Source organism: Kribbella sp. NPDC023855 (genome assembly GCF_040639475.1).
GTDB lineage: Bacteria > Actinomycetota > Actinomycetes > Propionibacteriales > Kribbellaceae > Kribbella.
Genome location: NZ_JBFAAA010000003.1, coordinates 690,033 through 715,093, shown reverse-complemented (window position 1 = coordinate 715,093; position 25,061 = coordinate 690,033). Strand labels below are relative to the sequence as shown.

The window sequence follows — 25,061 nt, the reverse complement described above, 5'->3', positions numbered from 1 at the left end:
CCTTCCGTTTGGGGAAAGGCCGAGGAGGTGTCCGATGGCGGATGGACGGCGGGTGCGGGGGCGGTTGCGGCGGGTGGAACTGCTGACGGCGGCGCTGGCGGTGATCGAGCGGGACGGGGTGGCCGGGGTCAGTCATCGGGCCGTGGCGGCCGAGGCCGGGGTCTCGGTGGCGTCGACGACCTATCACTTCGCGACGCTGGATGACCTCTTGGTGGCGGCGCTGACCTGGGCCGCCGAGGATCTCGCGGCCGAGCTGCACGAGCGGGTCAACGAGATGGGCGCGCGGCCGGCCGACGAGCTGGCGCGGCTGGTCGAGCACTGTCTGGTGTACCGCCGCGGCCGCACGCTGGCGGAGTACGAGCTGTGTCTGATGGCTGCGCGACGCCCGGCTCTCCGCCCGGCGGCCGCCGCCTGGCTCGAACCGCTCACCCAGATCGCCCGCAACTTCACCACCGACCCCCAGAAGGCCAGCCTCCTGGTCGCGACCCTCGACGGCATCCTGCTCCAGTCCCTGATCGGAGCCCGCCCCTACAACCACAACGACTTCACCGCCCTCCTCACTCACCTCCGCTGAGTTGGTAGCGCCCGCGCTACCTCGGTGGGGCGTTCGGGGGAGGGTGTTGAGGCGATCGAGGCGGTTGGCTGGGGGCATGCTGAGGTTGTCTGTGGGTGCGCTGCGGGATCGGTGGCAGTTGTTTGCGGGGGCTGTGGTGGCGGTGGCCCTTGGGGTCGGGCTGGTGCAGTCCGGGTTGCAGGTGATGGCTGCCACGGATCGGGTGGTGTTGCCGGCGGGACTTTCGGGGATCGAGCGTGCGCGCATCCGGGAGGGGTACGCGGGTGCCGCCACCTTGCTCGGGATGACGGTGATGCTTGCCGTCTTCCTCACGGTATTCATCGTCAGTACGACGTTCGGCTTCACCGTGGTGCAGCGGCGACGTGAGCTGGCGCTGCTCCGGTTGATCGGTGCGCAACGCGGCAGCTTGCGGCTGATGCTGCTCGGCGAGGCGCTGCTGCTCGGAGTACTGGGGACCGCGGTTGGCGTACCGGTCGGTGCTCTCGGCACCTATGCGCAGTCGAAACTCCTTATTTCCTTGGGAATGCTGCCACCTTGGTTTCATGCGCCGTGGGACTTAGGTGCCCTGTACGCCGCCGCCATCGTCGGCGTCAGCACCGCGCTGACCGGCGTACTGGCTGCTGCCTGGCGGGCTTCTCGTATCACCGCGTTGGAGGCGCTGTCGGATCTGCCCGGCAATCAACCCGTGATGACCGGCTGGCGCTGGTTCTGGGGACTGTCGGCCGCGGCGTTCACCGCATTGCTCGTCATCGTGGCGCAAGCGGCGGGAGATCTCGTCGCCGGTCTGATGATCGCGCTGCTGGTGATGGTCACCGGCTCGGTCGCCTTGAGCCAGCTCAGCCCGATCGCCGTACCGTGGGCCGGCCGCCTCCCCGCACTCGTCCTGCGCGGCAACCTGGTGGCCGACCTCGCGCGCGCCAACGTCCTGCACGCAGTACGGCGAAGCGCTGCCACGGCGGCTCCGTTGATCGTGCTGGTCGGACTCTTGGTCGGCCTGTGGGGAACCTTCGGCACCCTCGCCAAGGCCGTCGGCGAGGAGCAGCGCCAACTCGTCACCGCCGACCTGGTGGCCGACGGCCTGGTGCCTCCAGCCGCCGACATCGCCGCCGTCTCGCCGCAGACAGCCGTCCCCGTCACGGTGCGACGCAAGGGTCACACCGTGTACTCCGAAGCGATCGGCATCGATCCCAAGGCATGGCAGCAGACCCACAAGCTGCGGCCGCGCAAGGGATCGCTCAACCAGTTGACCGGAGCAACCATCGCGATCGGTCCGGGGATGAGTGCCGAGGGCTACAAACTCGGCTCAGTGCTGTCGGCTACCTTCGACAAGCGGCCGGTCAAACTCAAGGTGGTCGCGATCCTGCCGGAGACCCTCGATGTCGGCGACAACTTCTTCGTCCCGCGCGCACTCACGCCCAGCGGGCGGACCGAGACGTTGGTGAAGGTTGCTGAAGGCGTCGACCCGGCAATGGTCGCGCGGAGACTGGGTGACGCGCAGCCGATCGCCGACTGGGCAGAGGATCGCGGCAAGGCGCAGCAACGCGGCAACACGGGGATCTTCGCAGTACTGATGGGCCTGGCCGGTGTGTACGCCGCGGTCGCCGTGGTGAACGCGATCGTGATGGCGGCGGCCGACCGGCGACGCGAGTTCGCCCTGGCCCGGATGGCCGGCCTGACCAGAGCTCAGGTGGTGCTCGTGGCGCTGATCGAGTCGCTGACCGTCGTGCTGATCGGCGTACTGCTCGGCTGTGTCGTGGCCGCCGCAGCCCTGGCCGGCGTCGCCACCGGTACTGCGAACACCTATGGGGTCGTGGTTCTCGCGATCCCCTGGCGACTGCTCGCCCTCATCCTCGGCGGCTCGCTCGTCGTCGTCGGATCAACGGCGGCGGCCACCGCCTGGGCGGCAACCAGGCCTCAGCCGATCACGCTGTTGGGTGGTCGTGAGTAGCGCGCACCCGAGCGCCCCATGAAGTAGACGATGACGTGGTGGAACGGCCGGATCAGTCCGAAGTACAGGCGTCCTGCCGGGCGGAGGTAGCGCACGAGGGTGACCAGCTTGAACTCACGCGCCGGGCCGGAGTCGTCGACGATGATCGCGAGGTAGGCGACCATGTGGTTGTCGACGATCTTCAGGAGTAGGTAGTGCTCTTCCTCGCCGCGGTCCACCGTGAAGAACGACAGTGGTTCGCCCGGTGTGAAGGTGACGTCCTCGGGACGCAGCTTCGTCTTCGCCGGCATCCCGTCCATCTCCAGCCGGAGCACCTTCGCCACCGGAACCCGGAGGGCGAACAGCGCGCGGCTCACGACGGATTCGTTGCCCAGGGCACCGGCGACGAACTCGCGCAACGTCACCGGCCCGGACGCGGTCTTCACATCGACGACGTCGGACGACGGCAGCAGGTCGGCCAGTTCAGGGAGATCGGTTCGGGTCGGCATCGATTGGCTCCTGGTCAGGTGAGGAACGGTTCGCCGGTCGCCAGCGTCAGCGTGGTGGCGTAGAGAGCGCGCAGTTCGGCGCCCTTCATCGGCGGCACGACCTGCTCGGCGCCGATCAGGATCAGGTAGAGCAGCCGGGCCAGCTGGTCAGGCTCCTTGACCGAGCTGATGCCACGGCAAAGCTCTTGCAGATAAGCGGTCCTGGCCCGATCGACGCGCTCCTGCGCCAGCCGTGCCTCCGGGTCCTGCAACGCCCACGCCCGTACTGCGATCTCGAGCTGGACGCTGTCGGAATCGGCCAGGACCAGGTCCAGCAACTTGGCCAGTTTGGTGGCGGCGTCAGCCTCGGGCCGCCGCTCGACGGTGTCGATCAGCCGGGTGGTGAACTGCTTCTCGAAGTACTCGAGCAGCGCGGTCCGGAAGCCGCCGGTGCCTTTGAAGTGGTGGTAGTACGAGCCCTTGCTCAGGCCCAGCTCGGTGGTCAGCCGCTCGATCGTGAGGGCGGGCGAGCCCTCCTCGGCCAGCACCTTCAGACCGGCATCAAGCCAGTCCTCCTTCGTCGTCGCCATGCCGAAAACATACCATACCGTCTGGTATGGCCCTGGTGTTTCCGGCGTCGGTGGTCTTCAGGAGGGGTCTAGTTGAGCGGTGACGGCGCGGAAGGCGCGGCCGACCGCTCGGAGGTCGGCGGGGTCGATGACGTCGACGAAGCCTTCACGCACCACCTTGAGGTTGTCCCGGGCGGCTCGGGTCAGCAGCGCCGCGCCTTCGTCGGTCAGGGCTGCGAGCACGCCCCGCCGGTCGTCGGCGGTGGTGTCCCGACGGATCAGCCCGCGGTCTTCCAGTCGCCGGATCCGGTGGGACAGCCGGCTCCGCGAGTGGTAGGCGAGGTCGGCCAGTTCGGCCATCCGCATCGACCGGCCGTCGGCCTCGGAGAGCCGGACGAGGATCTCGTAGTCCGCGAGCGTCAGGTCGTGGAGCCGGCGCAGTTCGCTGTCGAGCAGGTCGATGAACCGCACGGACCCCTCGATGAAGGCGCGCCAGTCCTGCTGTTCCTGCTGGTTGAGCCATTCGGTCACCGGATCATTCTAACGGTTGAAAGCTTCAACTACTCGACATAGAGTGATTGATATGTTCAATCAAAAAGCTGACGCGTGGGTCGTCAGCGAAGAAGATGCCGAGCGGGTGGAAGAGCTGTCGCTGTGGATGCTGGCGGACAGCAGTCACACCGGGGGCGCACTGGGCGCGAACCGCCTGCGACTCGACGTGGGGATGGCCGGCGCCAAGCCGCACTACCACCAGCAGTCGTCCGAGGCGTTCTACGTGCTGGACGGCACGCTCTCGATGCTGGTGGACGACCGGATGATCTCGGTCGGCAAAGGCGGCTACGTGGTCGTACCCCCAGGCCTTCCGCACGCCTTCGGCGCCGCGCCGCACGACAGCGTGGACCTCTTCATCACCTTGACCCCGGGCATCGACCGGTTCGACTACTTCAGGATCCTGCCGAGAATCCTTCGCGGTGAACTCTCGGACCACCAACTAGCCGAACTCCACCACCAGTACGACGTCCACTTCGTCGACAGCCCGACCTGGGACGCAGCCAGACAGCAAGCGGCAAGCTGAAGAGCCGAGTCGCCGACGGGGTGGCCGATTTCGGCGGTCAGCTGCCTTCTGTATATGCGGCGATTGTCTGGGCGGCTTGCGCTGGACCGTCGACGGCGGCGTAGAGCTTCTGGATCTGTACTGCGGCGTCGCGGTGGCTCGGGCTCTCGAGCATCTCTGTCGCGAGGGTGGCGAGGTTTGTGGTGGGCGTCGCGTGGCGAGCAGCGCCGAGGCGTTCGAGGAGGGCGATGTTGAGGTCTTGTTCGGGGTGCAGGGGGAGGCCGAGGAGTGGGGTGCCACTGGCCATGGCTGTTTGGGTGCTGCCTTGGCCGGCAGTGGTGATGGCGAGGTCGACCTGGGGCATGACGAGGTGGCTGGGGAGGGTGCCTTCGATCATGATGCGGTCGCTGGCGAGGTCGCCGAGGTCGTGGATGGTGCCGGCGACGAGAAGGCGCACGTCGAGGGTGCCGAGCGAGGCGATCGCGGCGCGCACCTGGGCGGGCGGAGTCGACGTCATGGCCAGGTAGATGGTCGGGCCTGGGTGGTCGAGGAACTTCTGCACCCGATCCGGCAGCGGAAGGTCGAGGTGGGCGAAGAGTGGGCCGACTGCGGTCAGGCGCGAGCTTGGGCGGTAGCCGACTCTGCCTTTAGGGGTCCAAGCGGCGAGTTCGGCGGCTGAGACTCCTAGGACTTCGGGGACTTCCGGGACCAGCGAGAGATCGCCGAGCAAGAGGGCGGCGAGGCTGGGAACGCCTTCTATACCGAGCGATTCGGCGACCCGGTTGAAGCCTCCGCAGTACGACGTCGTGCGGTTGACGGTGCGATTGATCAGGAACCGGCTGAGCCATTTCGGGGCGCGCCGGAGACGCGGGTCGACCGGATGAGTCGGGGCCGGGAGCAACCGTTTCTCGAAGACGGGCGGCACGAAGCTTCCGGCGTGTTCCGTGATCAGCCGTACTCCGGCCAGCCGCGTCGACAGCAGAGTGGTGACCGTGAAGCCCGTCACCGCGACCTTGATCCCGTGTGCCTTGAAGTACTCCGCTTCCGCCTGCACGTAGGACCGGATCTCGTCATCGTCGTACATGCTCTGCCGTGGGTCACCCAGTCCGACGGCCGAACCGACGAAACGCGCGGCTCGGGTCGTCGACAGGCCAGGACCCAGTACGTCGTACGGGATGCCGGCCAGGAAACGTTCGTGCGGGCCGCCGTGCGTGGCGACGCGGACCGGGAGCCCGAGGTCGGTCAGGGCCCGATGGAGCTCCAGCATCCGGGAGGTCTCGGACAGGTAGGCGCAGTGTGGCAGTAAGCAGATCATGATCTTGCCCCCTTCGACGATGATAGGTAATATATTGCCTATGTCCTCGAAGAACAAGACCGCGGAGCTGCTCGGGATCGGGCCGGAGTCCGGGCTGGAGCCGTCGATCCGGGCGTTCCGGACCACACTCACGCTCGCCCAGAGGTTGCGGCAGGCAATGGACGAGCGGCTGCGGGAGGACGATCTGACCACCCAGCAAGCCGCGTTGATCACGGTGGTGGTCGCGGCCGGCAAGCCGTCGCTGGCCGAAGCCGCGGCGGCGCTCGGCAGCACTCATCAGAACGTGGCGCAGATCGTCGCCGCGCTGGTCCGCAAGGATCTGCTACGGGTCGAGCCGGATCCTGCCGACAAACGCCGGAAGTTGCTCGCAGCAACGAATCACAGTGCCGAGTACTGGAAGCAGCGTGACGAGGGCGACCATGCGGCCGTGGCCGGCTGGTTCGGTGATCTCACTCCGGCTGAGCTCAAGACCTTCTGTGAGCTGTCCGACCGCGTGCTCGCCAGGCTGTCTCATGCTTAAGGCAGTGCTCGGCAGCACGGCGTTCTTCTTCGCCGCACCCTGTGTGGTCGCGGGCGTGATCCCGTGGTGGATCAACGGCTGGTCCGAGGTGAGGTTCTGGCCGGCCTGGCTGCTGATCCTCGGCGGGGTGGTGATCCTGCTGCGCGCGTTCGTCCGCTTCGTCCGCGAAGGCCGTGGCACCCCGGCGCCGATCGCGCCGACAGAGCAGCTGGTGATCGGCGGCGACTATCGCTTCGTCCGCAATCCCATGTACGTCGGGGTGGTGGCGACCGTGCTCGGCCAGGCGCTGCTGTTTCTCGACGCCTGGCTGCTCGGGTATGCGGTGGTCGCGTGGGCGGTGATGGCGTCTTTCGTGCGTTGGTACGAAGAGCCCGTACTGCGACGTCGCTACGGCTCGCAGTACAACGAGTACTGCAAGTCCGTGCCGGCCTGGATCCCTAAGGTGCGACGGTAGCGTCGAACTGGCCGGCGCGGTGCAGAGCGTCGGCCACGAAGCCGTTCGCCTTCAGCTCGTCGACCGTGTCGCGCAGGAACTGGACGGTTTCCGGCTGACGGTCCTTGGTCGTGCCGACCGCCTGCTGGATCTGCATGAAACGCTCGTCGACCAAGCGGACGTCGTTGTTCTCGGCAACGAACTTGGTGATCGGCTGACGGATCCCGGCCGCCACCTCGAGGTCTTCGGCGCGAAAGACGTCCGTCCCTTCCGGTCCGCGCACGACCGTCGCGTTCTGCAGCGTCCGGGTCAGGAACAGGTCGTAGGCCGAACCCTGCTTCACCCCGATCCGCACTCCCGGGCTGTCCACCTCGGCGACCGTGGTGAGCGGCGAGTCCTTCGGTACGGCGTACACGCCCTCGATGACGACGTACGGCGCGGTGAACGCGACCTCGGCCTCCCGCGCCGGGTCGATCGCGAGGAAGCAGAGGTCGGCCGCGCCGGACGTCATCGCCTCGAACGACTTCCGCGCCGCGTCGAAGCACAAGAACTCCACCGGTACGCCGAGCCGCGCCGCGATCTCCCGGGCGAGGTCGACCGTGATCCCGGCCGGCTGCTCGGGCGTGCCCTGGGCAAGCACCGGATTACCCAGGTTGATGGAGGCACGCAGTACGCCGGTCGGGGCCAGGTCGGTGGAGAGGGAGGTCATGAGGCCCGAGCGTATAACCCGGTCAGGTCCGGAGATCCGTGGCGATGACGCGGGCGATGTTGCGCTCGGCAAGGGCGGTGATGGTGACGAACGGGTTGACGCCGATCGAGCCGGGGATGAGTGAGCCGTCCGTCACGTAGAGGTTGCGGTAGCCGCGCACCCGCCCGTAGTCGTCGGTCGCCTCACCCAGCACGCAACCACCGAGCGGGTGATAGCAGAAGTCGGCCGCGAACTCCCGGTTCCCATCGAACAGATCCCGCCGGTACGTCGTACCGGTGGCCCGGTTGATCCGGTCGAACAAAGCCCGCGCGGCGGCGATGGACGGGTTGCTCTGGGTCGGGCTCCACCGCAGGTCGGCCCGGTTCGTGTGAGCGTTGTAGGTGAAGCGGCCGCGTTCGGGGTTGGCGGTGATCGCCAGGTAGAGGCTTGCCCAGGTCTCCAGTCCGACCGGCAGCGGAGCGATCTCCGCGAAGGCGGGATGGACCGGGTCGTTCCAGTTGTCGATGGCCAGTGTCGGGATCGTCGACTGGAGCAGGCCGGTGGGGTCCCACAGGTTGTTGGCGCGGGACGTCATCACGTTGCCGTTCGGTCCCCAGTTGTTGCCGATCGCACCGGAAAGGTTGGGGAGGGCATCGGTTTCGCGGGCTCTGAGCAACAGTTCGGTGGTGCCGATGCTGCCGGCGCCGAGGAAGAGGTACCGGCAACCGAGTTCGCTCCTGCGGAGGAGCTTGCCGGTGGCATCGATCTGCTCGAGCGCCAGGACGTAGCCGGAGCGGTCCTGGCGGATCGCGGTGACCCGGGTGAGGGTCCGGATGGTCACCTGGCCGGTGCCGACCGCGTCGGCCAGGTAGGTCTTGTCGAGGCTCTGCTTGCCGTGGTTGTTGCCGTAGATCACCTCGCCGGCCAGTGCGGACCGCGGCACCTCCCGGCGCTCTTCGCGTTGCAGGTAACGGAAATCGTAGACATTCGGGATGACGGTCGTCTTGAAGCCGGCCTGGTGTGCGTGCCGGCGGGACACTCTGGCGTAGCGATAGACCGGCGTCCTTTCGAGGTAGCGCGGGTCGATCGCGTTGACCCCGAGCATCCGGTTGGCCAGCGGGAAGTAGCGCTTGTACATCTGGTCGGCGTCGACGCGGGGAAGGACCTTCTCGAAGTACGAGCGGCGTGGCGTCGGCGCCATCCCGCCGTTGACCAGGGAGCCACCGCCGACGCCGCGTCCGACGTACACGCCCATGTTCGGGAAGTCGATCCGGTCGAGCACGCCGGCGTACGGCGTACCGATGTCGCGGTTGACCACGTCGAGCCACAGGAACGTGTCGAGTGGGGCTTTGGTGCGGCGGTGGAACCACATCGAGCGGGAGTCCGGGTTCAGGGTCGAGCAAAAGATCTTTCCGTCCCTGCCGGGCTTGTTCCACAGCTGGCCCATCTCCAGCATCGTCGTTCTGATGCCGGCCTCGCCGAGCCGCAAGGCTGTGACGGCGGAGCCGCCGGTGCCGATCACGATGGCCGGGACGAACTCACGCTTGCCGGCGGCGGTGGCGCGGGTGGTGCTGATCTGGGTGAGGCCGAGGGCGGCCGCGGAGGTGAACGCGGTCAGGCCGGCGAACCGGCGACGGGACATAACGGACGGGTCAGTCTCGGAAAGGCGCATTGGCGCACCGTAATAGGTCGACTGCGGGGAGTAGCAGTCTCTGTGGTCAGCGTCACAGAATTTGTGCATCTATGCAAAGTTGCAGGAATAATAAGTTGCACGCACTGCAAGTTTGACCGACCGTGGAGACGTGATGGAGATCGAGGACAACGCCGCGCCCCCGGGCCGCCGGGAACGCAAGAAGCGGGAGACGCGGGCGGCGCTGACCGCCGCGGCGCTCCGGCTGGCCCTGGAGAAGGGGCCGGACAACGTCACGGTCGAGGAGATCAGCGAGGCCGCCGACGTCTCGGTCCGCACCTTCTTCAACTACTTCTCGCACAAGGAACACGCCATCCTCGGGCGCAATCCCGAGCATCTCGCCAGGGCGCTGGAGCGGTTCCGGTCCGCGCCGGCCGAGCAGTCGCCGCTCACCATGATGTGGCTGATCATCCACGACGTCCTGCGGGAGCTGATCAGCGAAGGCGAGTTGTCACGCCGCGGCGAGCTGATCATGGGCAATCCGAACCTGCTCTACCACTTGATGCTGTCGAGCTTCGACGACGAACGGCAGTTGTCGGCCGCGCTGGCGGAGCGGATCGGCGATCCACTCCGGGCGATGCTGATCGTCAGCACGGCCGGCGCCGCCTGCCGGGTGGCGATGGAACTGCACAAGCAGACGCCGGATCGCCCAATCGGCGAGGTACTCGACCGCGCCTTCCAACTACTTGCCCAAGGCGTCGATCCTGCGTTCGCGCCGGATCCGGACACACAGAAAGGCTCTTGATGACCACGACCTCGGCCGAGGGGACCGGTACTGTCGCGGCGCTGACGCCGCGACAGACCGTGCAGGCCATCTCCGGTCTGATGATGGGAATGTTCGTGGCGATCCTGGCCGGCACCGTAGTGTCGACCGCACTGCCCAGGATCATTCACGACCTGGGGGCGAGCCAGTCGTCGTACACGTGGGTCGTCACGCTCGAGCTGCTCGCGATGACGGCCACGGTGCCGCTGTGGGGCAAGCTCGCCGACCTCTACAACAACAAGTTGCTCGTCCAGCTGTCGCTCGGGTTCTTCGTGATCGGCTCGATCGTGGCCGGCCTCGCCCCTAACATCGAAGTACTGCTGGGCAGCCGAGTGCTGCAGGGTCTGGGGGCCGGCGGCCTGACCGCGCTGGTCCAGATCGTGATGGCCGCGATCATCCCGCCGCGCGAACTCGGCCGGTACTCCGGCATCTTCGGTGCGATCTTCGCGTCGGCGACCGTCGGGGGACCGCTGCTCGGTGGTTTCCTGGTCGACTCGCCGCTGGGCTGGCGTGCCTGCTTCCTGGTCGGTGTGCCGTTCGTGCTCGCCGCGATCGTGCTGCTGCAGCGCACGCTGAAGCTGCCCACCGTGCGCCGCGAGGTGAAGATCGACTGGTGGGGCGCGTTCCTGATCACCGCTGGCGTGAGCACCTTGCTGGTCTGGTCGTCATTCGCCGGGAACAAGTTCGACTGGGCGTCCGGCTGGAGTTTCCTGCTGGTCGGTGCCGCCGTGGTGGCACTGGTCGCGGCCGTCCTGGTCGAGCGCCGGCACCCGGAACCGATCATCCCGATGGACCTGTTCCGCAATCGCACGGTGACCCTGTCGATCGTCGCCAGCGCGCTGGTCGGGATCGCGATGTTCGGTGGCTCGGTGTTCCTGGCGCAGTACTTCCAGATCGCCCAGGGCTACTCGCCGACCAAGGCCGGTCTGATGAGCCTGCCGTTGATCCTCGGCATGATGGTCGCCTCCACGATCGCGGGTGGGCTGATCACGAAGTACGGGAAGTGGAAGATCTACCTGGTGGTGGGCAGTGTGCTGCTGCCGATCGGGCTGGCGCTGTTCGGCACGATCGACGCGCACACCAGCTCGATGACGCTGTGGGGCTTCATGGTGGTGCTCGGCGTCGGCATCGGGCTGGTGATGCAGAACCTGGTGCTCGCCGCACAGAACGACGTACCGGCCCGCGAGCTCGGCGCGGCCACCTCGGCGGTCAGCTTCTTCCGCAGCATGGGCGGCACCATCGGCGTCAGCGTGCTCGGCGCGATCCTCGCCAACAAGGTCACCGAGACGCTGAACCCAGACGGCGCCTCATCCGGCACCAACACAGTGCCAAACATCGCCGAGCTACCACCAGCGGCGCGGGTCGCGGTCGAAAACGCCTACGGCGCAGCAACAGCCGACCTATTCATGATGTCCGTACCGTTCGCAGTACTAGCCCTCATCGCCGTCCTCTTCATCAAGGAAAAGCCCCTCCTAACCACCTCAGCCACCGAACGCCGCGCCCACGAAGAAGCAGCTGACAAACTGGACACGTGACTGAGGTGGTGGCACCCGACGAGGCGCGGGCCGCTCTCGAACGCATCGTGTCCGGGCTGGTGGGCGAGCGCCTCGTCGGCATCCGCTACTCCGACGTCTACAACTTCGGTCCGGAGTTGAGGGTCTGGGACCACGGCGACTGGCACCACGCAGTCATGGGGGTCGAGTTCATGCTCGGCACCGGCCCGGCTTCGATCATCTGGACAAGTACGTTTCACCCCTACGGTGTGGAGGTCTTCCGCGAGCCATTGTCGAATCATCTCGTCCTAGGGCCAGAAGGCCCTGAGATGTGGGAAGCAGGAGACCACCCGCACTGGCGGGAGCGGATGAAGTCTCCGATCTCGAACGCGTTGTTGTTCTGGGATCGCATCGTGGTTGGCCCTGCATACCGCGCCGACGGCGGTGAGCGGCTTTCGGAGGCCGACAGCGTCGAAGTGCCGGTGGCCTTGCGGCTGGAATTCGCCGCAGGCCCCCTTCCGGTCTGGTTCGTCTCGGCCGTCCCGAAGCTGTCGGAGCCCGACGATGCCTTCGTTCACGGTGACGAGATCATGGTGGTCTTCGCCGCCGACAAGATGAGGCGGCTCGGCTTTCCTGATGGGCAGTTCATCGCCACGGACGGACAGCCCTGAGGCCCGACGATGAAGGAGACAACATGCTCGTGGCGTTTTCAGTCGCTCCTGCGGTGTCCACCGCGGAGGACGGGTCCGTGTCGGACGCCGTCGCTGCCGCAGTTCGCGTCGTGCGTGAGTCAGGGCTGCCGAACCGCACCGACTCGATGTTCACAACCTTGGAAGGGGAGTGGGACGAGGTGATGGCGGTGGTTAAACAGGCGGTGGAGGCGGTTGCGGCTGTTTCGCCTCGGGTCAGTTTGGTGTTGAAGGCTGACATTCGGCCTGGGTACACCGGGCAGCTGACCGCAAAGGTGGAGCGGATCGAGCAAGCCCTCTCTTAGTGGGAGTTGAGGGTGTTGAGGGTTTCGGCGTAGCGGTTTTCGCGGTCTGCGTTGCGGAGGAAGTTGACTCGTTGGACGGTGATCTCGTCTGCGGCGGGGTGGTCGCGGAGTAGGGCGATCGTCTCGGTGAGGTAGTCGTCCAGGGGCATGGCGCGGGGGTCGTTTTCCTGGTTCATCAGTGGGGTCTGGACGGCCGGGGGGATCAGTTCGATGACCTGGATCGGGGTGTCGGCGAGCTGGATGCGCAGACTTTGGGTGTAGCTGTGGACGGCGGCCTTGGTGGCGTTGTACGTCGGGGTGATCACGAGCGGTACGAACGCCAGTCCGGACGAGACGGTCAGGATGGTCGCGTCCTGCTTCGTCGCCAGGTACGGCGTGAAGCGGGTGACCGTCCGGATCGTGCCGAGCAGGTTGGTGGTGATGATCGACTCCGCCGTGGCCAGGTGAGCCGGGTCGAGCAGGTTCTCCGGGTGCATGATGCCGGCCATCGTGACGATCGCGTTCAGCTCGGGGTACCCGCTCGTCACGTCCTCGAAGGCGGTGTCGATCGAGTCGGGGTCGGCGACGTCGAGCTGGACGGTGCCGATGCCGGGGTGCTCGGTCGCGATCTGGTCCAGCAGCTCCTTGCGCCGGCCGCCGATGATGACGGTGTTGCCGAGTTCCTGCCAGCGCAGCGCCAGCCCCAACCCGAGACCCGAAGTACCGCCGGTGATGAAGATCGTGTTGCCTGTCGTTTTCATGGCTTCAGCCTCGGCCGGTCCGGAGCCGGCAACCAGGCTCGGTTCAGCCACTGCTCGACAAGCAGTGGTTAACGCTCGGTCCTGCTGAACAATGGACCCATGGACTACGGGGAACTGTCGCACTTCCTGCGCAAGCGCCGCGAAGCCTTGCAGCCTGAGGACATCGGCCTCCCGCGCGGCCGCCGGCGCCGTACTCCGGGCCTGCGGCGCGAGGAGGTCGCTTCGCTCGCCGTGATGTCGACGGACTACTACAGCCGTCTCGAAGGCGGGCGTGGTCCGCAGCCGTCGACCGAGATGCTCGCGGCCATCGCACGCGCTCTGCGGCTGACACTGGACGAGCGGGATCACTTGTATCTCCTGGCAGGCCACGGAATCCCGCCACGGGCATCCGGCGGTGACCACGTGAACCCGGGCCTGTTGCGGATCATGGATCGCCTCGTGGACACCCCTGCCCAGGTGATGAATCGGCTCGGCGAGACCCTGGTGCAGACACCGGCGGATGTCGCCTTCGAGGGCGAGCTGACGAACTTCGAAGGGCTGGAGCGCAGCGGTATCTACCGGTGGTTCATGGTCGACGGCGAGCGTGACCGCTATGCCGACGACGAGGTGCGCGCCAACCACAGCCGCGTCCTTGTGTCGGGTCTGCGATCCGCCTTCGCCACCGACGGGAGCAAGTCGCGGGCAGCAACCATCGTGCGGGCACTGCTGGACGGCAGCGCGGAGTTCGGCCGGCTCTGGGACGCGCACGAGGTCGGGATCAGGCACGTCGGTACCAAGCGATTCCGGCACCAGGCCGTGGGTGAGTTGGAGTTGCACTGCCAGCTGCTCGACGACCAGGAGCAGCAACAGACGTTGCTGGTTTTCACCGCCGCACCGGGCAGTGTGAGCGCCGAGCGGCTGGAGCTCCTCTCCGTCCTCGGCAGTCAGCGGCTGCTCGGCGCCGAAAGCTGAAAGACTTTCGGAAAAGGCTTGCTGAAGTCTTTACCCGGCTTCGGCTGTGGGTTAATTTAAGGCTTAAATTCAAGCCGTACCGCGCACTGAGGGGATCCGCCCAATGCCCACTCGGAAGCTTTTGCCTGCCCACAAAGCCATTGCCCGCCTGCTGGCCCTGCTCCTGATCGCCTGTCTGAGTCTGACTTCAGGGAGCGCGTTCGCCCGGCCCGACGCCGTCGACGCCACCTTCAAGGTGCTGGCGTTCTCCAGCGGTACCTACGACGCCGCCCACATCGACTTCCAGAAGGAGGCGAGAGAGCGGTTCCCCCAGTTCGGTGCGCAGAACGGCTTCACCTATGAGCAGACGAACAACTGGGACCGGCTGAACAGCCTGACCGCCGCTCAGGCCCAGGTGGTGATGTTCCTGGACGACTCACCGCACTCGGCCGCGCAACGCGCCGGATTCCAGCGCTACATGGAGAACGGCGGCGCGTTCTTCGGCTTCCATGTTGCCGCGTACAACGATGCCAACAGCAACTGGCCGTGGTTCAACCAGACCTTCCTGGCCACCGGCCGGTTCGCGACCAACACCTGGGGACCGACAGCGGTCACCTTGAAGGCCGAGAACCGCTCACACCCGTCGCTGGTGAACACGGGTGCGACGTTCCGCTCGTCGGTCAGCGAGTGGTACAGCTGGCAGTACGACCTGCGCAGCAACCCGAACATCCAGATCCTCGCGTCGATCGATCCGTCCAGCTTCCCGGTCGGCACGGATCCCAACCAGAGCTGGTACGGCGGCTACTACCCGATCATCTGGACCAACAAGAACTACAAGATGATCTACGCCAACTTCGGCCACAACGCGATGAACTACCAGACCAACACGCGACTGTCGTCGACCTTCGACAGCCCGGCGCAGAACCAGTTCCTGATGGACGCGCTGAAGTGGCTCGGCGGTGGCGGCGGGACGGTCCCGCCGGTCGACCAGCCGGTACCGACGTCCTGGTACGCGGTGGCCAACAAGGGCAACGGCAAGTGCGTCGACGCCCGTGCTGCGGGCACCGCCAACGGCACGGTGATCCAGCAGTACAGCTGCAACGGCTCGCAGGCGCAGCAGTTCCAGTTCCAGCCGACCTCGGACGGCTTCACCCGGGTCAACAACCGCAACGACGCCACCAAGGTGATCGACGTGACCGGCGTTTCATCCGCCGACAACGCCGGCCTGCAACTGTGGACCTACGGCGGCGGCAACAACCAGCAGTGGCAGGCAGTCCCGGAAGGCGGCGGCTACTTCCACTTCGTCAGCCGCCTGAGCAACAAGTGCCTGACGGTCCCCAACGCCTCCACCGCCGACAGCACCCAACTCGTCCAGCAAACCTGCACCAACGCAGCTACACAGTCGTTCGCGCTCGTCGGCTGATTGGCGGCTTCGCTGGAGGCGCCTCGGGGCAACGATTGACGACCTCGCGGCGCCTTCGGTCGCGAAGTTTCCGTAACGGATTCCGGCTGATCACGATCTAGCTGTCATTGGCGACTAAGCGGCCGGGGGGCAGCATGCAAGGCTTGTACGACGGTTTCGAGGGATACCGCCTCAGCTCATCGGAGGAGATAGGCAAGGCTCTGCAGACGGGACTCGTGACACTGGACGCGAATGCTCTTCTGAATCTCTACCGATACAACGCAGGCACGCGGGACGACCTCTTTCAAATCCTTGAGCGACTTGGCGACCGCTTGGTTGTTCCGCACCAGGCGCTCAAGGAGTTCTGGAGAAATCGCATCACCGCGATGGGAAATCCCAGCACAGCCATCAAGGATGTGCGCTCCGCCTTCGAGAAGAACTGCAGGTCCACGGAAAGCGCTGTGCTCACCTGGGCGAAGCACGTCGCCCTCGAAGACGAGCGTCGTAACGAGCTTCTCGGGATGGTCAAGCGCCTCTACGATGACTTGACAGATGCGGTGACAGTCGGAGGCCCCGGCGACATCGCGATCGGAGCATCTTCCAGCGATGGGATTCTGATTCGGCTGGAAAGGCTTCTCGACGGTTCGGTCACGCCTGAGCTCGACAAAGAGACGTGGGACATATGCGTGGCCGAAGGGCAACGCAGGGTCGAAGCCGGCGAGCCACCTGGCTATCTGGATGCGGTGAAAGACGAATCATCCTTGCCTGAAGGCTCGGCCGGCGACTACCTGGTCTGGTTCCAGGCGTGCCAGGCGGCCAAGGCTCGACGCTTGGATCTTGTGCTGGTCACTGGCGACGAAAAGGAGGATTGGTGGTGGCGCCATCACTCCGAGTTCTTCGGGCCTAGGCCGGAGCTTTCGGCCGAACTACTCAGCTTGACGGGGCAGCGGTTGTTCATGCTGCGGCCAAAGGATCTGCTGGCGCACTCGCAGGCGCTGGCTGTGACGGTGCGACGCGAGTCTGTAGAAGATGCTGAGCGGCCGCGGCCGGAGTACGAAGTGACTTGGACAGCCAGCGGAGTGAACGAGCTTCTGAGGCGGCTCGACGCGCAAGGACCTGTTCAAGCCGAGGTGATCCGCCTGGCCGCACAGTCGGGCGGTCGAGTTGAACGTCAGGCGGTGTACGAGCTTGGTGACATCGACGACAAGACGACCCTGAACGGATTCACCAAGCCGGTCCGGCGGCTGACCGCCGACCTGCAGAGGGAAGGGATCGTCGCTGACGGTGTGCCGACTGCTCTTGTCCCTCTCTATCGATCGGGAGGAAAGGCATCCTCGTTCCGGGTTCCGAGTGAGATCGTCCATATCCTGCAGGGCACCGACGACCAAGAACTGGATGCCGAGTAGTCACTGCCGAGCCGGCTGGTGCTGCGTCGCTCGTCGGCTGAGGTAGAAGGCGAAGGCTGCGGTGGGGAAGAACATGACGATGCCGTAGACGGCGACCGGGATGGACATCTCGCTGTTGCCGAGGAGGGACGGGCTGAGCGCGATGGTGAGCGCCAGGGTGGCGTTGTGGATGCCGATCTCCATCGAGCAGGCGATGGACTGGCGCTCACCGAGCTTGGCCAGCTTCGGTACGACGTACCCGAGGGCGAGGCTGAGCACGTTGAGCAGGAGTGCGACCATGCCGACGGCGGCGATGTAGTCGAGCACGTTGTCGCGCTCGGTGTAGATCGCGGCGAAGATCACCAGGGCCAGGACGATGATCGAGCCGATCTTGACCGGCCGGGTCATCCGTGCGGCGAAGCCTGGCTTCTTGCTGCGCAACAGCATTCCCAGCGCGACCGGGACCAGCACGATCGCGAACACCTGCAGCATCTTCGCCGGTTGCAGCCCGATCTCGCCGTCGCCCATGAAGTGGGCGAGGGACAGGTTGACCACGATCGGCAGGGTGATCACGGCGAGCACCGAGTTCACCGCGGTCAGCGTGACGTTGAGCGCCACGTCGCCACCGGCCAGATGGCTGAACAGGTTGGCGGTGGTGCCGCCAGGGGACGCGGCCAGCAGCATCATCCCGACGGCCAGCGCGGGAGCCAGGTCGAAGAGCTTGACCAGGCCGAAGCAGATTGCCGGGAGCAACAGAACCTGTGTGCCCAGTGCAACCAGTACGGCGCGCGGCATCCGTAGTACCCGGGTGAAGTCGGCGACCGTGAGGGTCAGGCCGAGGCCGAGCATGATGATCGCCAGGGCGATCGGCAGCAGGACGGAGGTGAGGACGGAGTCGTTCACTGCGGCTCCTTCTTGGGGTACCCCGGGGAATGGCGGATGCTCAGAGTGACAGTGCCCGCAGGCCTCGGCAAGACCTAGCCCTCTGTATTACGTTGCCGGGCATGAAGACCATGCGCATAGCCGCTTTGGCGGCCGGAGTTCTGCTGACCATCACACAGCTCGTCCCGGCCCAGGCGGCCGGCAAGCACGGACCGAAGTACGAGTGGGACCTGAAGCCGACCGGGAGCGCGTCGCAGTTCCGGGGGCTGGCCGCGGTCAGTGCGGACGTGGCGTGGGTGGCCGGAAGTCAGGGCCAGGTACTGCGAACTGTCGACGGCGGTAAGAAGTGGCAGAACGTCAGCCCGCCCGGCCAGACCCTCCTGTTCCGTGACGTCGAGGCGTTCGACGCCGACACGGCCGTGGTGCTCGCGATCGGCACTGGCGACGCCTCCCGGATCTACCGGACCGCGGACGGCGGCAAGACCTGGTCCGAGTCGTTCCGCAACACCGACCCGGTGGCGTTCTACGACTGCCTGGACTTCAACAACAAAAAGCACGGCCTGGCGTTGAGCGATCCGGTGGACGGCAAGTTCCGGATCGCGGAAACCTCTGACGGCGGCAAGTCCTGGCAGATCCAGTCGACCAAGGGGATGCCGGCGGCGCTGCCGGGCGAGTTCGCCTTCGCGGCGAGCGGGACCTGTCTGGTGGCGGGACCGGGGCGGATGGCCTGGTTCGCGACCGGCGGCGGTGACCGGCCGCGGGTGTTCCGGACCCTCGACGGTGGCCGGTCCTGGAAGGTGACCGACTCTCCGATGGCCAGTGGTGAAGCGGCCGGCATCTTCACTCTTGCCTTCCGCGGTCCGCTGCACGGCGTGGCGGTCGGCGGTGACTTCGCGACGACGGGTGGCGCGGTGAAGGCCGCGTCGTACACGTCCGATGGCGGTCGTAGCTGGACGCTGGTGCCGGCCGACAAGGCGCCGAAGATGTACCGCAGCGGGTCGGCGTACGTGCCTGGGACGCTGGCGACCTTTGTTGCCGTCGGTCCGACGGGGAGTGACGTGAGCGTCGACGGTGGCCGGAGCTGGACGCAGTTCGACGACGGCAACTACGACAGCGTCGAGTGCGCGGGGCACGGGTTCAGGGCAGCCTGCTGGGCCTCGGGTCCGAAGGGTGCGGTCGCCCGGCTGGCCGTCAGCCACTGAGCCGGCCTTCGGGTAATTCACGCCGGCGACACCCGGATGTCGTGCGGGTGTCGCCGGTTGACGGTCAGGATGGGGTCATGCGAAAACTTCCCACCAGGTTGCTGGTCACTTTCGTGGGGCTGCTGATGGTGCTGCCGACGGCCGCCGACGCCACCGCGCGCGGCAACGACCAGTCGGACCGGCCCGGTCGTCCGCTGAAGGTGATGACCTACAACATCCACCACGGCGCCGGGATCGACGGCGTACTGGATCTCGAGCGGATCGCCCGGATCATCGAGAACTCCGGTGCCGACTTGGTCGGGCTGCAGGAAGTCGACAGGCACTGGAGCGCCCGCAGCAACTGGGTCAACCAGCCGGCCTGGTTCGCCGCGCGGCTGAAGATGCACTACGCCTACGCGGCCAACCTGGATCTGCCGCCGCTGAACCCGGGCGAGCCGCGGCGGCAGTACGGCACGGCCATCTTGTCGAAGAGTCCGATCAAGCACTTCGAGAACACGCTGCTGCCGAAGTACCCGACCGGTGAACAGCGTGGGCTGGCGGTGGCGACGACCAAGCTCCGCGGGGTCGACCTGCGCTTCGCCAACACTCACCTGACCTCGAACAACAATGCGGAGCGGCTGGAGCAGGCCCAGAAGGTGGTCGAGTTGCTGGACGGCTCGACGGTCCCGACCCTCCTGGTCGGCGATCTCAACGCCAGGCCGGCGGCGCCGGAGATCACCACGCTCACGAAGGTCTGGCGCGACACCTGGGCCGAGGTCGGCGCCGGCCCGGGCTACACCAGCCCGGCGGAAAACCCGGCGGCCCGGATCGACTACCTGCTGCACACCCGCAAGGTCGAGCCGGTGTCGGCGGCGGTCCTGACCACCAACGCCTCCGACCACCTTCCCGTGATCGCCACCTACACGCTCAGCTAGCCCGTACTACGTCCTGCCGGCCGGCGCTCATCCCTTCCCGGGGTGGGCGCCGGTTTTCGTTGCCCACGGCCACCGGGCCTGGTTGCCGTCGGCCCGGAATTCTGGGCCAGACCACCAGGGCGCGGGAATTACAAGCTTGTAGTTTGTCAAGCCGACACGCAGGTGAAATAAAGGTATTAGTGTGAAAGGTGTTCCCATTGTGGCTGCAGGCAACTAGTGTCACGTATGAGGTCCAGTTGGACCAAAAGATCGCCAATCCTGGGGAAGGGGCTGGCGACCGGCGGAAGGAAGCACCCGATGCGGACGCCCTCAGGGGTCACGTCCGGCAAGCGGGACACGGGCACTGGGAAGACCGGTAGAGCTCTGCTCTCCGGGGTGCTCGCGGTCTCACTGGCCGGCACCGTGGCCCTGATCACCGTTCCGGCCCAGGCGGACCCCAAGCCGCCGGTCATTCCGTCCCAGTCCACCGTCGACGCCGCCCGGAAGGCGGCCGCCGCGAAGGCCGCCCAGGTTGCCGCGATCGAGCAGCAGCTGGCCGGCGCCGGCGCCCGGCTGGAGCAGCTCGGGCTGCAGGCCGCCAAGGCCGGCGAGATCTACAACGGTGCGATGTACCGCCTGCAGCAGGCGCAGAGCGAGGCCAAGGCCGCCGCGGACCGGGCCGACCGGGCCGAGAAGAGGCTGGCGGCTCAGCGGCAGCAGATCGGTCGCTTCGCGGCCGCGTCGTACCAGGGTGGTGGTGACCTCGCCCAGCTCGGGCCGCTGTTCAGCGCCGATGGGCCGCAGCAACTGCTCGACTCCGCCGGTGCCGCGCGCTCGGTGTCGCAGGCGATGCAGGGGTCCTACCTGCGGTACACCGCGAGCCAGGTCGTCACCAACGCGTTCAAGCTGCAGAAGGACCAGGCCGTCACCAAGGTGAAGGCCGCGACCGAAGAGGCGGCCAAGGCCAAGGCAGCCGCGGAAGCCGCCGAAGCCGAGCAGCGGTCGGCGGTGGCGGCGATCGCCGTACAGCGCAAGCAGCAGATCGCTCAGCTGGCCACGCTGCGCAACACCTCGGTGCAGGTGGCCGAGCAGCGGCAGCGAGGACTCGAGGAGCTGGCCCGGCAGCGGGCCGCGGCACTGGCTGCGAAGAAGGCCGAGGAACTGCGCAAGCGGATCGCCGCGCGGGAAGCGGCCGAGCGTGCGGAAGCAGCCCGCGAGGCCCGGGCGGAGGCGGCCCGGCAGGCTGCCGAGGAGGCCCGGGAAGCTCGTGCGGAGGCGGCGCGGAAGGCTCGCGAGGAGCGCGAGCACAAGAACAACAACAGAAACAACAACGGCAAGGGCGACAGCAAGAAGCCGGTGAAGAAGCAGCCGCCGAAGAAGCAGCGGCCCGGTACCGGTGGGAAGCGAGACGATGGTGGCTCCGGGCGCAACTCGCGCGGCGCCCGAGCCGCCATCGACTTCGCCCTGGCGCAGATCGGCGACCCGTACGTCTGGGCCGCGGCCGGTCCGAACGCGTGGGACTGCTCCGGGCTGACGATGCAGGCGTGGCGACGGGCCGGGGTCCGGCTGCCGCACTACAGCGTCGCGCAGTACGAGCAGACCAAGCGGATCTCCGAGGACGAGCTGCGGCCGGGCGACCTGATCTTCTGGGCCGAGACCGCCGGTGACCCGGGCACGATCTTCCACGTCGCGATGTACCTGGGCGGTGGCCGGATGGTGCACGCGCCGCGGACCGGCCGCCCGGTCACGATCGACAGCGTCTACTACTGGGAGGACCCGGACTTCTTCGGCCGGCCGTGATTCGAACCCAGCCCCGAGGGGAACCCGCCCCGCGGTGATGGTGAGGCAGTGCCGCGTGAGGCAGTGCAGGATGAGGCAGTGCAGGGTGAGGCAGTCCAGTTCGTGAACGACTAGACCAGCCGGTGTCCGCCGTCGGCGTGCAGGACGGTGCCTGTGATGAAGCCATTGCGCAGCAGGGCGATGATGGCGGCCGCGATGTCCTGGGTCCGGCCGATCCGGCCGGCCGGCAGGCGGCGCGCCATCGCCGCCAGGGTGGCCGCCGTCGCGTCCCCCGCGACGGACTGCCAGATCGGCGTGTCCACCCAGCCGGGCGAGATGACGTTGACCCGCAGCGGCGCCAGTTCGACCGCCAGCGCCGCGGCGAGCGAGCCGAGCGCGCCGTTGAGTGCCGCGACCATGGCGCCCTTGGGACCCGGCCGGTACGCCGCGATGCCGGACGTGAACACGATCGAACCGCCGGCCGCGAGCCTGGGCGCGCCGTGCTTGGCGAGCAGGAGCGGTCCGAGCAACTTGGATTCGATGGCCGACCGCGCGGTGCCGATGTCGTACGTGCTGATCGGCTGGTAGGCGCCGCCGATGTCGGCGGCGGTGGTGACGACGTGGTCCAGCTCGCCGACGGCCTCGAAGAGCTGCTCGACGTCCCGCTCGTCGCCGAGGTCGGCGACCACCGTGCGCAGACGGCCGGCTGCGTGCTGGCCGTCCGGGTTCCGGCCGTCCGGGTTCTGGGCGGCTGGGTTCTGGCTGGTCAGTTGGTGGCGGGCGGTGGCGAGGCGGTCGGGGGAGCGGCCGGCGATGGTGACTTCGGTGCCTTGGGCAAGCAGTTCTCCGGCGAGCGCCAGCCCCATGCCGGAGCTGCCGCCGACGACGAGGACACGTTCGGGAGTGTGGTCGGAGGTCATGTCCCGAGCGAACCAGTCAGTGGCCGGGACCGTCCACGACGCGTTTACTCATGGCCGTGAGGCCGGGGCTAACGAGCATCGCCCGGAGGACGGGATTGCGGGTGCCGGTGCGCCAGACCGCGTCGTACCGGGCGACCAGTGGCCTGCCGGTGAGTGGACGCCAGACCACCTGCGGATCGGTGCCGGGGTCGGCTGCTCGGCGGGTCCCGAGGCTGATCGCGTCGCGCCTGACCAGCAGGGCGGAACGGAGCTGGGAGTGGCTCATGCTGGTCTGGCTGACCTTCGGGTAGCCGCCGAGCCGACCGATGGCGTCGTCGTAGAACAGTGGCGCCGACTCGCGGTGGATCCAGATCAGCTCCACTCCGGCGAGCTGTTCGACCGCGATCTCCGGTTGCCGGCTGAGCGGGTTGGTTGCTGTTAGCAACACGCCGAGCTCCTCCTCGGCAAGCGGGTGAGATTCAGTGGCCGGGGGCAACTCGACCGGTGCTCTGACCAGAGCGAGATCGAGCTGATCCGTTGCCAGCAAGCGCAGTTGGTCGACCGTCGTACCGGCGATCGGGGTGACGGTGCAGCCTGGAAGAGACTCGCTCGCCAGCTCTTCGAGTGCTGACGGCAACCATCCCGGTACGCCGTTGAGCAGGCCCAGGCGCAGTACCGGCTCGGCCAGGCCGGCGGCTCGGCGGGTCTCGCGCAAGGCGGCGTCGGCCGAGCGGATCGTCTCGGCGGCCCGGTCCAGGAACACCTTGCCGGCAGGAGTGAGTTCCACCCCGCGGCTGTGCCGGATCAGCAGCGCCGCGCCGATCTCACGCTCGACCTGCTTGATCTGCTGGCTCAGCGTCGGCGTGGAGATGTGCAGCCGGCCGGCAGCCCGCCCGAAGTGGAGCTCCTCCGCCACCGCAACGAAGTACCGCAACTGCCGAAGCTCCACCCCTGCACTCTAGAACGTGACCACCAGCCGTCCGAGGTTCGTCCGGTCGTCGAGGATCTTGTGCAGCCGGCTGACCTCGGTGAAGGAGAAGCGGGTGTCGATGGCGGGGCGTAGTTCGCCGGTCTGCCACAGGCGGGTGACCTCGGTGATGTCGTCTCTGGCCTCGGCCGGCCGGGCGGCTCGCCAGGCGAGCGTGGAGACGCCGGTAACGGACTTGAGGGTGAACAGGCTGCCCGCCGGGATCGTTGGGAGTTCGCCGCTGATGGCGCCGTAGCTGACCATCCGGCCGAGTGGGGCGATTGCCTGCAGGCCCTGGTCGAAGGTCTTGCCGCCCACCGAGTCCAGTACTACGTCGACCGGCGGCAGTTGCTCGGTCCAGTCGTCGGCACTGAGGTCGATCGCCAGGTCGGCGCCCTGGCTGCGGATGAAGTCGAGCTTGTGGCTGGAGGACGCAGTACCGATGACTGTTCCGGCGTCGAGTGCACGGGCCAGTTGGACCGCCAGGTGGCCGATGCCGCCGGCTGCTGACTGGATGAGGACCGTCTCGCCGGGTGCGACGCGTCCTGCCTTCAGTAGGCGGAGCGCTAGGGGTGCAGGCATCGACAGGGTGGTTGCCTCGCCGGCATCGGCGTCCTCAGGGATCGGTGCCAGCCATTCGGCATCGACGGCCACCTGCTCGGCGAAGGCGTCCTCCGACACGGCCGCGACGCGCTGCCCGGCCTGTACGCCGGGTGGCACGTTCGGGCCGAGTCGGGTGATCCGGCCGACGACGTCGCCGGTCAGCGCGCCGGGCAACGGCCGGGTCCACGGGCCGTCGCCGCGGCGGAACATCGTGTCGATGGCGTTCGCCCCGACTGCCTCGACCTCGATCAGGACCTGACCGTCGGCGGGCTCGGGGACGGGGACGTCGGCTACCTGGAGGACATCCGGGCCGCCGTGTTCGTAGTACCGGATCGCGCGCACAGTCCGACTCCAAATCGTGGGAGATATAAATGATGGGAGTTTCCTACGATAGGGCATCGGCACGGCCGGGCCTAGAGTGGACAGGGTGAAGTCGTTCCAGCACCGCCTCGGCGATCGCGTCGTCTGGCAGCTGGCGAGGGCGAGTCAGCAGTGGCAGCGGCTGGTTCGGCGCGAGATGGCGGCGGCCGATCTGCGCACGCAGTACTACCACGTGCTGGCCAGCCTGGCCGACGACGGCGAGGCCGCGCAGACGGCGCTGGCGGACCGGATCTCCTTCGACCGCAGCGATCTCGTTACCGTGCTCGACGAACTGGAGCGCCTCGGCCACGTCGTACGCCGGGCAGACCCCGCCGACCGGCGGCGCAACATCGTCGGTATCACCGCGGCGGGCGAGAAGCTGCTGGCCGAGATGGATCAGCTCGTCGTCGCCGCCGAGGGGCGGCTGCTGGAGCCGCTCACTGCTGCCGAGCGGAAGACCTTGCTTGAACTGCTCAGCCGCCTGGGCCAGGACTGACCCAGGCGGCTGCCG

At 67.2% G+C, this 25,061-nt stretch carries 27 protein-coding genes; 16 read left to right on the top strand and 11 right to left on the bottom strand.

What is annotated here, in order from left to right; genetic code table 11:
* Positions 1-34: 34 nt before the first annotated feature.
* Positions 35-574 (top strand): TetR family transcriptional regulator, encoded by a 540-nt coding sequence (locus tag AB0F51_RS14320; RefSeq protein WP_360279193.1) that lies wholly within the window; start codon positions 35-37, stop codon positions 572-574.
* Between the two features lie 76 nt (positions 575-650).
* Entirely contained in the window at positions 651-2,522 is a 1,872-nt protein-coding gene (locus AB0F51_RS14315; RefSeq protein ID WP_360279191.1) for an FtsX-like permease family protein, read from the top strand.
* Here the strand turns inward: AB0F51_RS14315 and AB0F51_RS14310 are convergent.
* From AB0F51_RS14310 to AB0F51_RS14300, 3 genes are read right to left on the bottom strand one after another with little or no spacing between them, the layout of a single operon-like run.
* Entirely contained in the window at positions 2,489-3,010 is a 522-nt protein-coding gene (locus tag AB0F51_RS14310) for a DUF2867 domain-containing protein (RefSeq protein WP_360279188.1), read from the bottom strand. The two genes, AB0F51_RS14315 and AB0F51_RS14310, sit on opposite strands and share 34 nt — an antisense overlap.
* Before the next feature lie 14 nt (positions 3,011-3,024).
* On the bottom strand, positions 3,025-3,579 hold the full coding sequence (locus AB0F51_RS14305) for a TetR/AcrR family transcriptional regulator (RefSeq protein ID WP_360279185.1): 555 nt from the start codon (positions 3,577-3,579) through the stop codon (positions 3,025-3,027).
* Positions 3,580-3,636: 57 nt separating this feature from the next.
* The gene (locus AB0F51_RS14300) at positions 3,637-4,089 is read right to left on the bottom strand and encodes a MarR family transcriptional regulator (protein WP_360279182.1); all 453 of its coding nucleotides are present in this window, start codon (positions 4,087-4,089) and stop codon (positions 3,637-3,639) included.
* 52 nt (positions 4,090-4,141) lie between these two features.
* On the opposite strand from AB0F51_RS14300, the gene AB0F51_RS14295 reads away from it, so the two are divergent.
* Positions 4,142-4,633 (top strand): cupin domain-containing protein, encoded by a 492-nt coding sequence (locus AB0F51_RS14295; protein ID WP_360279180.1) that lies wholly within the window; start codon positions 4,142-4,144, stop codon positions 4,631-4,633.
* A gap of 37 nt (positions 4,634-4,670) precedes the next feature.
* Here AB0F51_RS14295 and AB0F51_RS14290 read toward each other — a convergent pair whose 3' ends face one another.
* Positions 4,671-5,927, bottom strand: a complete 1,257-nt coding sequence (locus AB0F51_RS14290) for a hypothetical protein (protein WP_360279177.1) — start codon at positions 5,925-5,927, stop codon at positions 4,671-4,673.
* A gap of 40 nt (positions 5,928-5,967) precedes the next feature.
* Here AB0F51_RS14290 and AB0F51_RS14285 point away from each other — a divergent pair, with 40 nt between their 5' ends.
* Together AB0F51_RS14285 and AB0F51_RS14280 are read left to right on the top strand one after the other, a co-directional pair.
* A complete protein-coding gene (locus tag AB0F51_RS14285; RefSeq protein WP_360279174.1) occupies positions 5,968-6,447 on the top strand; it encodes a MarR family transcriptional regulator in 480 nt (159 codons plus the stop codon).
* Complete coding sequence (locus AB0F51_RS14280) at positions 6,440-6,901, top strand: isoprenylcysteine carboxylmethyltransferase family protein (protein ID WP_360279171.1); 462 nt, start codon at positions 6,440-6,442, stop codon at positions 6,899-6,901. The genes AB0F51_RS14285 and AB0F51_RS14280 overlap by 8 nt, the downstream gene beginning before the upstream one ends.
* Here AB0F51_RS14280 and AB0F51_RS14275 read toward each other — a convergent pair.
* Together AB0F51_RS14275 and AB0F51_RS14270 are read right to left on the bottom strand one after the other, a co-directional pair.
* Positions 6,885-7,589, bottom strand: coding sequence for a transporter substrate-binding domain-containing protein (locus AB0F51_RS14275; protein ID WP_360279168.1), 705 nt, complete (start codon positions 7,587-7,589; stop codon positions 6,885-6,887). The genes AB0F51_RS14280 and AB0F51_RS14275 overlap by 17 nt on opposite strands.
* Before the next feature lie 22 nt (positions 7,590-7,611).
* Positions 7,612-9,240, bottom strand: coding sequence for a GMC oxidoreductase (locus AB0F51_RS14270; protein WP_360279165.1), 1,629 nt, complete (start codon positions 9,238-9,240; stop codon positions 7,612-7,614).
* Between the two features lie 112 nt (positions 9,241-9,352).
* Between AB0F51_RS14270 and AB0F51_RS14265 the strand changes: the two genes are divergently transcribed.
* From AB0F51_RS14265 to AB0F51_RS14250, 4 genes are read left to right on the top strand one after another with little or no spacing between them, the layout of a single operon-like run.
* A complete protein-coding gene (locus tag AB0F51_RS14265) occupies positions 9,353-10,003 on the top strand; it encodes a TetR family transcriptional regulator (protein WP_360279162.1) in 651 nt (216 codons plus the stop codon).
* Positions 10,003-11,556 carry an MDR family MFS transporter gene (locus tag AB0F51_RS14260; RefSeq protein WP_360279159.1) on the top strand — a complete coding sequence of 518 codons (1,554 nt, stop codon included), beginning with the start codon at positions 10,003-10,005 and terminating at the stop codon, positions 11,554-11,556. Before AB0F51_RS14265 ends, AB0F51_RS14260 begins: the two co-directional genes overlap by 1 nt.
* Positions 11,553-12,185 carry a hypothetical protein gene (locus AB0F51_RS14255; protein WP_360279157.1) on the top strand — a complete coding sequence of 211 codons (633 nt, stop codon included), beginning with the start codon at positions 11,553-11,555 and terminating at the stop codon, positions 12,183-12,185. The genes AB0F51_RS14260 and AB0F51_RS14255 overlap by 4 nt, the downstream gene beginning before the upstream one ends.
* Before the next feature lie 23 nt (positions 12,186-12,208).
* A complete protein-coding gene (locus AB0F51_RS14250) occupies positions 12,209-12,508 on the top strand; it encodes a thiamine-binding protein (protein ID WP_360279154.1) in 300 nt (99 codons plus the stop codon).
* Here AB0F51_RS14250 and AB0F51_RS14245 read toward each other — a convergent pair.
* Positions 12,505-13,248 (bottom strand): SDR family NAD(P)-dependent oxidoreductase, encoded by a 744-nt coding sequence (locus tag AB0F51_RS14245; protein ID WP_360279151.1) that lies wholly within the window; start codon positions 13,246-13,248, stop codon positions 12,505-12,507. The two genes, AB0F51_RS14250 and AB0F51_RS14245, sit on opposite strands and share 4 nt — an antisense overlap.
* A gap of 99 nt (positions 13,249-13,347) precedes the next feature.
* Between AB0F51_RS14245 and AB0F51_RS14240 the strand changes: the two genes are divergently transcribed.
* The 3 genes from AB0F51_RS14240 to AB0F51_RS14230 all read left to right on the top strand — a co-directional run bounded on the left by AB0F51_RS14240 (position 13,348) and on the right by AB0F51_RS14230 (position 16,986).
* Complete coding sequence (locus AB0F51_RS14240; RefSeq protein WP_360279148.1) at positions 13,348-14,199, top strand: helix-turn-helix transcriptional regulator; 852 nt, start codon at positions 13,348-13,350, stop codon at positions 14,197-14,199.
* A 103-nt stretch (positions 14,200-14,302) separates the two neighbouring features.
* Complete coding sequence (locus AB0F51_RS14235) at positions 14,303-15,601, top strand: RICIN domain-containing protein (RefSeq protein WP_360279145.1); 1,299 nt, start codon at positions 14,303-14,305, stop codon at positions 15,599-15,601.
* A gap of 143 nt (positions 15,602-15,744) precedes the next feature.
* Positions 15,745-16,986 carry a PIN-like domain-containing protein gene (locus tag AB0F51_RS14230; protein ID WP_360279142.1) on the top strand — a complete coding sequence of 414 codons (1,242 nt, stop codon included), beginning with the start codon at positions 15,745-15,747 and terminating at the stop codon, positions 16,984-16,986.
* On the opposite strand, the gene AB0F51_RS14225 is transcribed toward AB0F51_RS14230, so the two are convergent.
* Positions 16,987-17,868 carry a bile acid:sodium symporter family protein gene (locus AB0F51_RS14225; protein ID WP_360279139.1) on the bottom strand — a complete coding sequence of 294 codons (882 nt, stop codon included), beginning with the start codon at positions 17,866-17,868 and terminating at the stop codon, positions 16,987-16,989.
* Between the two features lie 101 nt (positions 17,869-17,969).
* On the opposite strand from AB0F51_RS14225, the gene AB0F51_RS14220 reads away from it, so the two are divergent.
* The 3 genes from AB0F51_RS14220 (at position 17,970) to AB0F51_RS14210 (ending at position 21,742) form a co-directional block, all read left to right on the top strand.
* On the top strand, positions 17,970-19,049 hold the full coding sequence (locus AB0F51_RS14220) for an oxidoreductase (protein WP_360279136.1): 1,080 nt from the start codon (positions 17,970-17,972) through the stop codon (positions 19,047-19,049).
* A gap of 77 nt (positions 19,050-19,126) precedes the next feature.
* Complete coding sequence (locus AB0F51_RS14215) at positions 19,127-19,963, top strand: endonuclease/exonuclease/phosphatase family protein (protein WP_360279134.1); 837 nt, start codon at positions 19,127-19,129, stop codon at positions 19,961-19,963.
* A 297-nt stretch (positions 19,964-20,260) separates the two neighbouring features.
* On the top strand, positions 20,261-21,742 hold the full coding sequence (locus AB0F51_RS14210) for a C40 family peptidase (RefSeq protein WP_360279131.1): 1,482 nt from the start codon (positions 20,261-20,263) through the stop codon (positions 21,740-21,742).
* Positions 21,743-21,852: 110 nt separating this feature from the next.
* On the opposite strand, the gene AB0F51_RS14205 is transcribed toward AB0F51_RS14210, so the two are convergent.
* The 3 genes from AB0F51_RS14205 to AB0F51_RS14195 are packed head-to-tail and all read right to left on the bottom strand — an operon-like array spanning position 21,853 to position 24,532.
* Positions 21,853-22,641, bottom strand: a complete 789-nt coding sequence (locus AB0F51_RS14205; RefSeq protein ID WP_360279128.1) for an SDR family oxidoreductase — start codon at positions 22,639-22,641, stop codon at positions 21,853-21,855.
* A gap of 16 nt (positions 22,642-22,657) precedes the next feature.
* Positions 22,658-23,569 (bottom strand): LysR family transcriptional regulator, encoded by a 912-nt coding sequence (locus tag AB0F51_RS14200; RefSeq protein ID WP_360279125.1) that lies wholly within the window; start codon positions 23,567-23,569, stop codon positions 22,658-22,660.
* Positions 23,570-23,578: 9 nt separating this feature from the next.
* The gene (locus AB0F51_RS14195) at positions 23,579-24,532 is read right to left on the bottom strand and encodes a zinc-binding dehydrogenase (protein ID WP_360279122.1); all 954 of its coding nucleotides are present in this window, start codon (positions 24,530-24,532) and stop codon (positions 23,579-23,581) included.
* Between the two features lie 85 nt (positions 24,533-24,617).
* Between AB0F51_RS14195 and AB0F51_RS14190 the strand changes: the two genes are divergently transcribed.
* Entirely contained in the window at positions 24,618-25,046 is a 429-nt protein-coding gene (locus AB0F51_RS14190) for a MarR family winged helix-turn-helix transcriptional regulator (RefSeq protein ID WP_360279120.1), read from the top strand.
* Positions 25,047-25,061: the final 15 nt, after the last annotated feature.